The sequence below is a fragment of the Nocardia halotolerans genome, assembly GCF_042650145.1.
Taxonomy (GTDB): Bacteria; Actinomycetota; Actinomycetes; order Mycobacteriales; family Mycobacteriaceae; genus Nocardia; species Nocardia halotolerans.
This window is the reverse complement of the sequence record NZ_JBHSDL010000014.1, coordinates 1594545-1606266: the sequence shown is the minus strand read 5'-3', so window position 1 is coordinate 1606266 and position 11722 is coordinate 1594545. Positions and strand designations below refer to the sequence as shown.

Below are 11722 nucleotides of genomic sequence, written 5' to 3'. Positions count from 1 at the left end.
CGTTTCAAGTGTTATCCTGAATTCATGCCGAAGCAGACCGAAACCGCAGATCAGCCGCGCTTGCCCGGCCGCAAAGCCCAGGCCGCCCGCAACGACGCCCTGATCCTCGACGCCGCCCGCGCGGTGTTCCTGACCGATCCGACCGCACCGATCGCCGCCGTCGCCGACCGTGCCGGCGTCGGCATCAGCGCCCTCTACCGGCGCTACCCCAGCAAGGAAGTGCTGCTGCGCACGCTGTGCCACGAGGGGCTACGCCGGTTCAACGCCGAAGCCGACGCGGCACTGGAAGATCCGGACGGCTGGCGCGGCTTCGTCGGCTTCCTGCGACGAGTGGTCGAGGCCGACGTGCACTCACTCACCGTCCGGCTGGCCGGCACCTTCACCCCCGACGAATCGATCGTGCCCGACGTGCAGCACTCGGCCGAGGTCGGCGACGAGCTGGTCCGGCGCGCCACGGCGAGCGGCCGATTGCGGTCCGGGGTGAACGCCACCGATATCGGGCTGATCCTCGAGGCTTGCGCCGCTGTCGCGACGCCGGACCCGGTCCGCACCGCCGAGTTGCGCCAACGGGTCCTCGCCCTGCTCGTCGACGGACTCACCGCCGACGGCGAGTTACCGGGCCCGCCGCCTGCCGCAGGCGAATTCGCCTGGCGTTGGGAACACAAACCCTGACCCCGACCGAAGCGGTTGGGCAGTGCAGCAGATCTCGCGGGGCGCGAAGATCTCGAGCTGACCGACACGGGTGGCGACGCACATACTGATTCAGGCGCGGCCGAAGGTCAGTGCCACATTGTGGCCGCCGAAGCCGAACGAGTTGTTGAGCGCGTAGTCGATGCGCTGTCGCCGCGGCGACCCGGCGACCACGTCTATGTCGAACGATGGATCCGCGTTGTCGTAGTTCAGCGTCGGGGGCACGATCTGCTCGCGCAGACTCAATACCGTGAGCACCGATTCGAGCGCACCGACCGCGCCGATCGAATGGCCCAGTGCCGACTTCGGGGCGTAGACCGAAGCGCCGGGTGTGACCGCGGTGATCGCCGCGGCTTCGGAAGCATCGCCGATCGGGGTGGCGGTCGCGTGCGCGTTCACGTGGTCGATGTCGGTGGGCTGCAGGCCCGCGGTGCGAATCGCCTTGCGCATGGCCCGGGCCGCACCGGTGCCGGCCGGGTCCGAGGCGACGATGTGGAAGGCATCCGAGGTGATGCCGGCGCCGAGGGCCCGGGCATGAATTCGTGCCCCCCGCGCCCTGGCGTGCCGCTCGGATTCGAGCACGAGCAGCGCGCCGGCCTCGCCGAAGACGAACCCGTCGCGGTCGCGGTCGAAGGGACGGGAGGCGCGCTCGGGCTCGTCGTTGCGGGTGCTCATCGCCCGCATCATGGCGAACCCGGCGATCGGCACCGGATGGATGTGGCCTTCCACTCCGCCGGCCACCACGATATCGGCCTCCCCGGTGCTGATCAGCCGCCATGCGTGCGCGATCGCCTCCGACCCGGAAGAGCACGCCGACACGGGCGCGAAGACCCCTGCCCGCGCGCCGATTTCGAGCCCGATGGTGGCGGCCGGTCCATTGGGCATCACCATCGGGACCGCCAGCGGCGAGACCTTGCGGTAGCCACCCGACCGCATCGCGTCCACCGCGTCGATCAGCGCGTCGCCGCCGCCGAGCCCGGTGCCGACCGCGACGGCCAGCCGTTCGCCCTCGACCTCGGGTGATCCCGCCGCCGCCCACACCTGCCTGCCGAGCACCAGTGCCAACCGCTCCACATAGGAATGCCTGCGTTGCTCGATCCGGGTCAGTCGGGTGTCCGGTGACGTGGTGAGTGGGCCGCCGATACGGACCGGGAGTTCGTGTTCGCCGAGGAGTTCAGCGGGTAGTGGCCGGATTCCGCTGTCGCCGCTGAGCAGCCGGATCCAGGTTTCGTCCATGGTGTCGGCCAGCGCGGTAGTCGCCGCGTAGGCGGTCACCACCACGCCATCGCGAGTTTCTGAAGCGATCGGTACAGTCACGCTGCCATGAATACCTGTAGCGCTCGCTACAGTCAACCCATGGCTCGTCCACTCGATCACCAGAAACGCGCCGACCTGCTGGCGGGCGTGGTGGCATACATCGCCGGGCACGGTCTGGCCGCGCTGTCGTTGCGTCCGCTGGCCGCAGAGCTCGGTACCAGCTCACGGATGCTGATCTATTACTTCGGCACCAAGGAAGAACTGCTGGTCCAAGCGCTGGCCACCCAGCGACCGGACCTGACCGCCCTGTTCGTCGATGTGGTGGAACCGGAAGCGCTGTGCGACCGGTTGGTCGGCTTCTTCGATCTGAATTCCGAGGGCGCCGAAGCTGACAGTGTGCGAGTGCTGTTGCAGGTGCTCGGCGCCGCATGCGCCCCGGATTCGCCGTACCAGGACTACGCGAACGCGGCGATCGCCACCTTCGTCACCGAACTCGCCGCCGCACTGCGCCGTACCGGCCTGGCCGAGGATCCCGAAGTGGTGGCGACCCTGTTGGTCTCCGCACTGCGCGGGATCATCCAGGACCGCATGATCACCGGCGACCGCGAACGCACCACCCGCGCTGCCCGCACCCTGATCGCCGCCGTGCTCCCCACTCGGCCACGCTGACGCGTGCCGGCGCGCGAACATCAGCGGCCGCACCACTCCGAGCGACCCGGCCTACCTTCGAACGCGGGGTGCAGTGTCAGTGTGCTGTCGACGGACTCGGCCGGTGCGCCGGTCGGGGTAGGTGGGGAGTGGAAGCCACGCTGCCGGGATGCGCCGAAAGTTCGCTGCTGGTTCGGCCGAGGTCCGATCCAGGTGGAGTGTGACTGGGTAAGTTGGGCACCGGATCGCGTGCCACGGGTCCGGAAACCGGTCGGGATCAGCAATCGGCGGTGAGATGTGGGCAGCGAGGCAACGAAGACTTACGGTTCGGCGCGGTGGGGGATGCTCGCGGTGTTGTGTGCCAGTTTGTTGCTGGTGGCCATGGATGCGACCATCCTCAATGTCGCTCTGCCGTCGTTGATCGACGACTTGCAGGTCGGCCCGCTCGAGCAGTTGTGGATCATCGACATCTACGGCCTCGTCCTCGGCGGGCTGCTCATCACCACGGGCGCGCTGGGCGACCGGGTGGGTCGAAAGTTGTTGTTCATCAGTGGGTTCCTGCTGTTCGGCCTGGCCTCGGTGGTCGCGGCCACCGCGGGCAGCGCCGCCCAGCTGATCGGTGGCCGGGTACTGCTCGGCATCGGCGGCGCGATGGTGATGCCCTCGACGTTGTCGCTGATCCGCAATATCTTCACCGATGCGCGCGAGCGCACCATGGCCATCGGGATCTGGGCGGCGGTGGCCGGGGTCGGCGCCACGGTCGGGCCGATCGTCGGCGGGTTCCTGGTGGAGCATTTCGGGTGGGCGTCGGCGTTCTGGCTCAATGTGCCGGTGGTGCTGGTGACCGTGGTGGTCGGGTTGTGGGTGCTGCCGGAATACCGTGCGCCGCAGGCGGGCCGGCTCGACTGGTTCGCGGCGGTGCTGTCGGTCACCGGCATCGTCTGCCTGGCCTGGGGTATCAAGCACCTCGCGAAAGGGGAAGCCACCGGGGTGGATTGGGCCGTGCTGGTGCTCGGTGTGGTGGCACTGGCGTGGTTCACCCGCAGACAGCTGAACGCCACCGACCCGCTGCTGGACGTGCGGTTGTTCGGCAACGGTGCGTTCACCGCGGCCGCGCTGGCGACCCTGCTGGCGATGATGGCCATCGGCGCGGCCATGTTCCTGATCTCGCTGTGGCTGCAGTACGTCCACGGCTACAGCCCGTCGCAAGCCGGTATCCGGATACTGCCCGCCGCCCTGACCTTGCTCACCGCCTCATTGCTCACACCGATGCTGATGGAAAAACTCGGGGTCCGCGCGGTGCTCGGTATGGGCCTGGGTGCGGTGTCGCTGGGTTTCCTGCTGTTGGCGGTGAGCCCGGAGCCGACGTCGTATCCGGTGGTCGCGCTGGTCCTGGTGTCCTTCGGGCTCGGTGACGGCATGGCCATCACCGCGGCGGCGGCCGTCCTCGTCGGTGCGGTTCCCGCCGACCGCGCCGGTCAGGCGGGTGCGGTCGAGGAGACGAACTACGAGGTGGGTGTCGGTTTCGGGGTGGCGTTGCTCGGTAGCTTGCACGCCCGGATCTTCACCGAACACATGACAGATCTGTCCGTCCCCCCGGATCGCCTGGACCAGGCTCGCGGTTCGATCGGCGGCGCGGCCGAGGTCGCCGCCGACCTGCCCGAACCCGCCCGCACCCAGCTGGCCCAAGCCTCCACTCACGCCTTCGACGCCGCCTTGACCACCACGTCCTATATCTCCGCCGTGGTGGTGGCCATCGTCACGATCGTCACCATCCGGCTCGTTCCCAAGGGGTTCCGCGTTACCGGCGGGCACTGACCGATGAACCCTTGACGCAACCGATTGGTTGCCATATATTGGATAGCAACCAACAAGTTGCAATAGGAGACATCATGGGATTCCCTGATCAGATCGTGCGGACTGTCGAGCTCTCGCACCCGCCGACAAAGGTGTGGGCGGCGCTCACCACGGCCGAGGGGCTGGGGAGCTGGTTCGGCAATGACGCCACCATCGACCTGCGGCCCGGCGGTGCCGCCCGGATGACCTGGAACGAGGGTGAGCACGTCGCGAATATGCGGGTGGAGCGGGTCGAGGAGCCGACAGTGTTCGGATACACCTGGTCGGTCAGTGGACTGCCCGCCGACGACCCACGGCGCACCTATGTGGAGTTCACGCTCGAGCCGGTAGGCGCGGGAACGCGGCTGACGGTGGTCGAGACCGGGTTCGCGCAGCTGTCCGATGAGGCCCACAAGGCGGCGTTCGAGGGCAATGTCGATGGCTGGAAGAGCGAGCTGGGCGAGCTCGTCGAGTACCTCGGTGCAGCCTGAGCTCGAAGCCACCGCCGAACGGGTCTTCGTCGCGCTGGCGGACCCGAGTAGGCGGTCGGTGCTCGCCGCCCTGGCCGCCGACGGGCCCGCGACCGCGACGGACCTGGCCGATCGCCTGCCCATCACCCGGCAGGCGATCACCAAACACCTTGCCCTGCTGGCAGATGCGGGACTGGTGATCGCGGAGCCCGGGGAACGGCGCCGGGTGCGCTACCGCCTCGACTCCGCCCCCATGCAGGTGGCCCAGCAGTTCCTGGCCGCCTTGGCCCGCGACTGGGACGGGTCACTCGACGCGCTCCGCCGTCACCTCGACGGCTGAGCCGAAAGGAGCAGTAATGCGCGACAAGAACTTCACCGCCACCATCACCGTCGACAGGTCTCCCGGCGAAGCCTTCGCCGGGATCAACGATGTGCGGGCCTGGTAGCAGCCTGCGCGGCTTGCTCACCACCGGGCAGGGTGACCCGTTCCGGCGCACCAGCACCGGGGAATCGGAGCTGGTCAAACATGGCAACGGCGACCTGGTGAACCTGGACGCCCTGCGCTGATCAGCGCGGCGCGAGCAGCAACGTCTGGGTGCTGCGCCCGATCGGCCCGGTCTCGTCGAAGAGCGCGGATTCGGCGAGACCGATGCCGTGCGGCTGCGGATGCGTCACCGCGTCCAGGCACACCCATTCGCCGACCGGCTGCCGGTGCAGGGTGACGGTGAGATCGGTGTTGATGAACAGATACTTCGACCAGTCGAGGACCGCGCTCACCCCGTTGCCGGAATCGGCGGCGGCCAGCGCGCGTTCCAGCGGGCTGGGGACGGTGCCCGCGACGATCGGATACTTCAACCGGATCCAGCACACCGCTGGACCCGACTCGTCGAAAGAGCCTGTGGTGAAACGGTATTCGATACCGGTGTGGAATCCGACCTTCTGTTCGCTGGGGAAGCCGGAGGGCTCGGTGGTGGTCGGCAGCGGCCGGGTTCCGGTGGGCAAGAACTCGCTGGGCAGGTCCAGGGCGGGCTCGGCGACCTTGAGCCGCCACGCCTTGGCCTGCATCACCGGCCCGCGCTCCGACGACAAGGTCGCCTCGAGCAGTTCCACGCTGCGCCCCGAGCGCACCATCCGGGTCTGCACCGTCAACGGTTCCAGGGGCACCGGACCGAGAATCTCGACCGCCACGCGTCCCACCTGGAATCCCGGTCGCGGCTCACACCGTTCGATCACGTGCCCGAGCAGGGCCGACGGCGGGCCGGCGTGCTGGGCGTCGGGCGACCACGGGCCACGGGTGAGTTCGGTCGAGACGAACCGGTCGGGGTTCGCCGGGTCCGGGAGATAGAAGGCGTCGGCCACGTCGCTGTCCGTCCTCCGCCTCGGCCGCCTGCGGGATCGTTGCGGTGCCGGTCAGCGGGTCGCTGGGTCACTGTGACCGTACCTGCCGGCCCGGACATCCTCGACGCGGCGGCCGGGTAGGTTCGATCGGGTGGATGCGAACCCGCTCGAAACCTTCGTAGACGCGGCAGGGAGTTTCGCCGCACTGGTGCGCCGGATTCCCGGGAACCGCTGGGACGGGCCGGGTCTGGGGGAGTGGGACCTGCGTGCGCTGGTCGGGCACACGTCGCGCTCGCTCGTCACGGTGACGACCTACCTGCGAACATCGGCCGAGGCCGAGGACCTGCGGAGCCCGCAGGAGTACTACGCCATGGTCAAGGAGTACACGGCGGGAACGGCCGCCGCGTCGATCGTGCGACGCGGCCGCGACGCCGGAACCGAACTGGGGGAGGCGCCCGCCGACACGGTGGACGCCCTGGCAGCCGCGGCCACCACGGCGGTGCGGGGAGCCGAGGACCGGCTGATCGAAGTCTTCGGCGGCCACGGCATGCGCCTGCACACCTACCTGCCGACCCGCACCTTCGAACTCGCCGTCCACAGCCTCGACATCGCCGCCGCCACCGGCCTGCCCTGCACTTTGCCCGAGAACGTGCTCACCGAAGCGACGGAGCTCGCCGCCCGCATCGCCGTCCGAGTCGGCGACGGCCAGCCGGTACTGGCCGCACTCACCGGCAGAACCGCCCTCCCACGGGGCTTCTCAGTGGTCTGAGACAGAACGAGGCGGATCTGGGATCACCGACAGCGAAGCACTCGATGTGGCATCGGACAACCGGCGAGATGTCCTACGCGGAGCCGCTGGTCACCAGGGTGAGCAGGTCGAGCAGCGGGCGGATGGGGCAGGGGTTGATATCGGTCGAGGTGCAGCCGATATCGGTGGACCCGGCGACCGGCAGCGGAGCCGCTTGGGCCGAGCCGATCGGAGCGGCGAGCGACAGGGCCGCGGCCGTAACGGTGCCGGCGACGATTCGTTTCATACGAGTGGACATGCCAGCAGCCTACGGAGCCGCAGAAGTAGGGAAAGCCCCCGAAATCCTGGGATGGACTTCGGGGGCCGGACCAGGTGTGGTCAGGAAACGACCGGCAGGTAGACCTGGTTGCCGTGGTCGGCGAACTCGGCCGACTTCTCGGCCATGCCCGCCTCGATGGCCGCCACATCGGTGAGGCCCTGCTTTTCGGCGTATTCGCGCACGTCGGCGGAGATACGCATGGAGCAGAACTTCGGGCCGCACATGGAGCAGAAGTGGGCGGTCTTGGCGGGTTCGGCGGGCAGGGTCTCGTCGTGGTATTCGCGGGCGGTGTCGGGGTCGAGGGACAGGGCGAACTGGTCGTGCCAGCGGAATTCGAAACGGGCCTTGGACAATTCGTTGTCGCGGTCCTGGGCGTGGGGGTGGCCCTTGGCGAGGTCGGCGGCGTGGGCGGCGATCTTGTAGGTGATCACGCCGACCTTCACGTCGTCACGAGTGGGCAGGCCCAGGTGCTCCTTGGGGGTGACATAGCAGAGCATGGCGGTGCCGGCCTGGGCGATGATCGCGGCGCCGATGGCTGAGGTGATGTGGTCGTAGGCGGGCGCGATATCGGTGGCCAGCGGGCCGAGGGTGTAGAACGGCGCCTCCTCGCAAAGCTCCTCTTCCAGGCGCACGTTCTCGACGATCTTGTGCATCGGCACGTGGCCGGGGCCTTCGATCATCACCTGCACGCCATAGGATTTCGCGATCTTGGTGAGCTCGCCGAGGGTACGCAGTTCGGCGAACTGGGCCTCGTCGTTGGCGTCGGCGATCGAGCCGGGGCGCAAACCGTCGCCTAGGGAGAACGTCACGTCGTACTTCGCGAGGATCTCGCACAGCTCCCGGAAGTGCGTGTACAGGAAAGATTCCTGGTGATGAGCCAAACACCAAGCGGCCATGATGGATCCGCCACGCGAGACGATCCCGGTGACGCGTTTGGCGGTGAGCGGGATGTAGCGCAGCAGCACCCCGGCGTGCACGGTCATGTAGTCCACGCCCTGCTCGCACTGCTCGATCACGGTGTCGCGGTACATCTCCCAGGTGAGTGCGGTGGGGTCACCGTTCACCTTCTCCAGCGCCTGGTAGATCGGCACGGTGCCGATCGGGACGGGGGAGTTGCGCAGGATCCATTCGCGGGTTTCGTGAATGTTCTTACCGGTGGACAGGTCCATGATGGTGTCGGCACCCCAGCGCGAGGCCCACACCATCTTCTCGACCTCTTCGGCGATCGAGGACGACACCGCCGAGTTGCCGATATTGGCGTTGATCTTGACCAGGAACTTCTTACCGATGATGGTCGGTTCGAGTTCGGGGTGGTTGTGGTTGGCCGGGATCACCGCGCGCCCGGCGGCGACCTCGTCGCGCACCAGCTCCGGTGACACGCCCTCCCGCGCGGCGATGAAACGCATCTCCGACGTGATGACACCCTGGCGCGCCCAGTGCAACTGTGTGCGCGGGCCCTCGACCTCGGGTTCGGCCCACTCGGCGCGCAACTTCGGCAGCCCGGCCTCGAGGTCGATCACGGCCTCGTCGTCGGTGTAGGGCCCCGAGGTGTCGTAGACGTCGAAGTGCTCTCCGTTGGTGAGGTTGACCCGGCGCACCGGGATGCGCAGGCCATCGACCTCGTTGTAATGCTTGACGCTGCCCTGGATCGGGCCGGTGGTGACGGTGTCGACGGTGTCGGTGCTGCCGTTCGACGACGTGCTTCTACCCATGAAGATTCCTCCCTACGCCGGCATTACCCGGTCAGGTTCATACGGTCGACAGCCCTTTACCGCCCGAAACCGGGCTAGCTGTCCTCTCAGCCCGCTGGTGCGAGCCCCCGTGCTTATTGGAGCGCTGGCGCGCTCGAGTGCTGTGTTGGTTTGAGCGCTGGCGCGCTCGAGGTTCGCGGCCCCTTGTGTCCCGCCGATGGGAGGCCGTTGCTTGCTCCTTCGTCGCCAGCGCAACGGCCTCCCATCGGCGGGACGGCCGCGAACCCGCCGCTTCGCGGCGGGCCCCTCCCCGAGGTCGGGGCGTGCGTGGCTTGGTTCGGAGTGTAGGTGGCGGGCTTGGTGCGCGCTAACTTGTGCTGGTTTTTGCGAGTTGGGGTTCTTTGGTGGGGGCTGGGTGCTCTTCGGCTTCTTCCAGGCCGATCTTGTTGTGCAGCGCCACGAGTGGTTTCGGGGACCACCAGTTCCACTTGCCCATCATGCGCATCAGGGCGGGGGCGAGCAGGCCACGGATCACCGTGGCGTCGCTGATCACCGCCAGGGCACAGCCGAGGCCGAACAGCTTCATCATCGAGACACCGGAGGTGGCGACGCCGAGGAACACCACACTCATCAGCAGGGCGGCGGCGGTGAAGATGCGGCCGGTGCGGGCCACGCCCATCGCGACGGCCTCGGTGTTGCCCTCGGTCGTTTTCGGCCCGGCCAGCCATTCCTCGCGGATGCGGGAGAGCAGGAACACCTCGTAGTCCATGGAAGCGCCGAAGGCGAGGCTGAACATCAGGATCGGCATGGCCAGGTTCAAGGTGCCGGTGGCGGTGAAGCCGAGCAGCCCGGACAGGTGGCCGTTCTGGAAGATCCACACCATGGCGCCGAAGGTCGCCGCCAGCGACAGGACGTTGAGCGCCAGCGCCTTCACCGGCAGCACCACACTGCCGGTGAACAGGAACAGCAGGATCAGGGTGGTGATCGCGATCAGCGCGCCGGCCAGGGGCAGCTTGCCGGTGATGGCGGTGACCGAGTCCTGGTTCAGGGCGGCGGGGCCGGTGACCAGGGCTTCGGTGGGCGCCTCGACGGCCCGCAGGGCGTCGAGCTGCTGGCGTCCGGCATCGGAGTACGGGTCGAGCCGGGTACCGACCGACAGATACGCGCCGGTGTTCGGGTCCGACATCTCGGGCACGCCGGCGGCCACCCGCAGCCCGTTGCGGTACACGGCCGCGCTGCTGAGCACCGCGGGGACGTCGGGCACCGTCGACAGCTCGCGCGCATAGGTGTCGAGCTCGGCGGGGGCGCCGCGGAAGTCGGGCAGCACGATGGTGGCGCTCGCCGCCATGTCGGCGTCGAATTCGGTGCGCAGCACGTCACCGACTTCGCGGCTGGCCACGTCGGCGGGCAGCGAGCGGTCGTCGGGGTAGCCGAACTGGACGCCGAGGAACGGTGAACCGAGCAGCAGCAGGACCGCGGTGGTGGCCAGCGCGATCGGCAACGGCCGCTTCATCACGGCCACCACCAGGCGGTACCAGAACGTCTGCTGCGGCGCCTTTTCGGCGGCCGGGGCGGCCCGGTCGCCGAACAGCCTGCGCAGCGGTGCGCGTAGGTCACCGGCATTGATCCGGTCGCCGACGAGGATGAGCAGCGCGGGCAGCACGATGACCGCCGCCGCGGTGGCCGCCGCGACCACGGCGATACCGGCGTAGGCGAAGGACTTGAAGAAGTACTGCGGGAACACCAGCAGCGCCGACAGCGACAACGCCACGACCAGCGCCGAGTACACGACCGTGCGGCCCGCGGTCCGGATGGAACGGGTGACCGCCGCGGCCGGGGTGGCGCCGGCGGCCAGTTCCTCCCGGTACCGGCTGACGATGAACAGGCTGTAGTCGATGGCCAGTGCCAGCCCGAGCGCGGTGGTCATGTTCAGCGCGAAGATCGACACATCGGTGAGGGCGGTGAGCACCCGCAGGATGCCCAGCGACGCGGCGATCGCGAACAGCCCGATCGCCACGGGCAGGGCCGCGGCCATGAGGCTGCCGAACACCAGTGCCAGCAGCAGGCCGGTGATCGGGATGGCGATGGCCTCGGCGATGATCAGGTCCTTGCTGATCTGGGAGTTGATGTCGCCGAAGGTGGCGGCCAGCCCACCGGCCCGGATCGTCACCGGCCCGGACTCGATCTGTAGCCGGTCGCTCAGTTCGTCGGCGCGTACCGGGAGCTCGGCGTCGTCGCCTTCGATGCTGGCCAGGATCAGCGCTTGTTTGCCGTCGGTGCTGCGCAGCGCCTGCTTCAGGTCCGGGCGTGCAGTCCAATACGACTGCATGCCACTGACTTCGGGGTGCGCGTCCAGGATTTCGAGCGCGTTGTCGGCGGCGGCGCGCGCGGCGGGCGAGTCGGGTCCGTCGTCGGCGGTGACGAGCAGGACGTAGTTGGGTTCGCTCCCGGGGAAGTGCTCGCTGAGGTATTGGCTGGCCCGCACCGAATCGAGGTCGTCGGTGACGAAGCCGCCCGACTTCATGTGCGAGTGCACGGTGGCGCCGAGTGCGCCGCACAGCACCATCAGCAACAGCGCGACCGTGATCACCAACCGGGGTCGGCCGACGGCGGCGCGGGCAATTCTCGTCAACATCGTCGGTGCCCTCTGTTCGGAAACGTCTCGTCGTTACCGTAGCCCGCGGCGAAATCCTGTCGATACCGACTCAGGGTGGAGCTTGTTCGG

Annotated in this window: 12 protein-coding genes; 7 read left to right on the top strand and 5 right to left on the bottom strand. The window is 68.3% G+C overall.

Going from position 1 to position 11722, the window contains the following annotated elements; all coding sequences use genetic code 11:
* Positions 1–24 precede the first annotated feature (24 nt).
* On the top strand, positions 25–672 hold the full coding sequence (locus ACFO5K_RS17905) for a TetR/AcrR family transcriptional regulator (RefSeq protein ID WP_378563557.1): 648 nt from the start codon (positions 25–27) through the stop codon (positions 670–672).
* Positions 673–762: 90 nt separating this feature from the next.
* On the opposite strand, the gene ACFO5K_RS17900 is transcribed toward ACFO5K_RS17905, so the two are convergent.
* Positions 763–2007, bottom strand: coding sequence for a KasA/KasB family beta-ketoacyl-ACP synthase (locus ACFO5K_RS17900; RefSeq protein ID WP_378563554.1), 1245 nt, complete (start codon positions 2005–2007; stop codon positions 763–765).
* A gap of 39 nt (positions 2008–2046) precedes the next feature.
* Here ACFO5K_RS17900 and ACFO5K_RS17895 point away from each other — a divergent pair, with 39 nt between their 5' ends.
* The 5 genes from ACFO5K_RS17895 (at position 2047) to ACFO5K_RS17875 (ending at position 5468) form a co-directional block, all read left to right on the top strand.
* Entirely contained in the window at positions 2047–2616 is a 570-nt protein-coding gene (locus tag ACFO5K_RS17895) for a TetR/AcrR family transcriptional regulator (RefSeq protein WP_378563551.1), read from the top strand.
* 321 nt (positions 2617–2937) lie between these two features.
* The gene (locus ACFO5K_RS17890) at positions 2938–4413 is read left to right on the top strand and encodes an MFS transporter (protein ID WP_378563943.1); all 1476 of its coding nucleotides are present in this window, start codon (positions 2938–2940) and stop codon (positions 4411–4413) included.
* A 74-nt stretch (positions 4414–4487) separates the two neighbouring features.
* A complete protein-coding gene (locus ACFO5K_RS17885; protein ID WP_378563548.1) occupies positions 4488–4922 on the top strand; it encodes an SRPBCC domain-containing protein in 435 nt (144 codons plus the stop codon).
* Positions 4912–5241 (top strand): ArsR/SmtB family transcription factor, encoded by a 330-nt coding sequence (locus tag ACFO5K_RS17880; RefSeq protein ID WP_378563545.1) that lies wholly within the window; start codon positions 4912–4914, stop codon positions 5239–5241. Before ACFO5K_RS17885 ends, ACFO5K_RS17880 begins: the two co-directional genes overlap by 11 nt.
* An 89-nt stretch (positions 5242–5330) precedes the next feature.
* Positions 5331–5468, top strand: a complete 138-nt coding sequence (locus ACFO5K_RS17875) for a hypothetical protein (RefSeq protein ID WP_378563542.1) — start codon at positions 5331–5333, stop codon at positions 5466–5468.
* Here the strand turns inward: ACFO5K_RS17875 and ACFO5K_RS17870 are convergent, their stop codons facing one another.
* A complete protein-coding gene (locus tag ACFO5K_RS17870) occupies positions 5469–6260 on the bottom strand; it encodes a thioesterase family protein (protein WP_378563539.1) in 792 nt (263 codons plus the stop codon).
* Between the two features lie 130 nt (positions 6261–6390).
* On the opposite strand from ACFO5K_RS17870, the gene ACFO5K_RS17865 reads away from it, so the two are divergent.
* Positions 6391–7008 carry a maleylpyruvate isomerase N-terminal domain-containing protein gene (locus ACFO5K_RS17865; RefSeq protein WP_378563536.1) on the top strand — a complete coding sequence of 206 codons (618 nt, stop codon included), beginning with the start codon at positions 6391–6393 and terminating at the stop codon, positions 7006–7008.
* 73 nt (positions 7009–7081) lie between these two features.
* Here ACFO5K_RS17865 and ACFO5K_RS17860 read toward each other — a convergent pair whose 3' ends face one another.
* The 3 genes from ACFO5K_RS17860 to ACFO5K_RS17850 all read right to left on the bottom strand — a co-directional run bounded on the left by ACFO5K_RS17860 (position 7082) and on the right by ACFO5K_RS17850 (position 11632).
* Complete coding sequence (locus tag ACFO5K_RS17860; RefSeq protein ID WP_378563533.1) at positions 7082–7285, bottom strand: hypothetical protein; 204 nt, start codon at positions 7283–7285, stop codon at positions 7082–7084.
* An 80-nt stretch (positions 7286–7365) separates the two neighbouring features.
* Positions 7366–9018, bottom strand: a complete 1653-nt coding sequence (thiC, locus tag ACFO5K_RS17855; protein WP_378563530.1) for a phosphomethylpyrimidine synthase ThiC — start codon at positions 9016–9018, stop codon at positions 7366–7368.
* A 346-nt stretch (positions 9019–9364) separates the two neighbouring features.
* Positions 9365–11632 carry an MMPL family transporter gene (locus tag ACFO5K_RS17850; protein WP_378563527.1) on the bottom strand — a complete coding sequence of 756 codons (2268 nt, stop codon included), beginning with the start codon at positions 11630–11632 and terminating at the stop codon, positions 9365–9367.
* Positions 11633–11722 lie beyond the last annotated feature (90 nt).

Bases quoted from the DNA above. Each gene is read 5' to 3' on its own strand.
- ACFO5K_RS17905 (WP_378563557.1), top strand. From the start codon at position 25: ATGCCGAAGCAGACCGAAACCGCAGATCAGCCGCGCTTGCCCGGCCGC.
- ACFO5K_RS17895 (WP_378563551.1), top strand. From the start codon at position 2,047: ATGGCTCGTCCACTCGATCACCAGAAACGCGCCGACCTGCTGGCGGGC.
- ACFO5K_RS17890 (WP_378563943.1), top strand. From the start codon at position 2,938: ATGCTCGCGGTGTTGTGTGCCAGTTTGTTGCTGGTGGCCATGGATGCG.
- ACFO5K_RS17885 (WP_378563548.1), top strand. From the start codon at position 4,488: ATGGGATTCCCTGATCAGATCGTGCGGACTGTCGAGCTCTCGCACCCG.
- ACFO5K_RS17875 (WP_378563542.1), top strand. From the start codon at position 5,331: ATGTGCGGGCCTGGTAGCAGCCTGCGCGGCTTGCTCACCACCGGGCAG.
- ACFO5K_RS17860 (WP_378563533.1), bottom strand. From the start codon at position 7,285: ATGTCCACTCGTATGAAACGAATCGTCGCCGGCACCGTTACGGCCGCG.
- thiC (WP_378563530.1), bottom strand. From the start codon at position 9,018: ATGGGTAGAAGCACGTCGTCGAACGGCAGCACCGACACCGTCGACACC.
- ACFO5K_RS17850 (WP_378563527.1), bottom strand. From the start codon at position 11,632: ATGTTGACGAGAATTGCCCGCGCCGCCGTCGGCCGACCCCGGTTGGTG.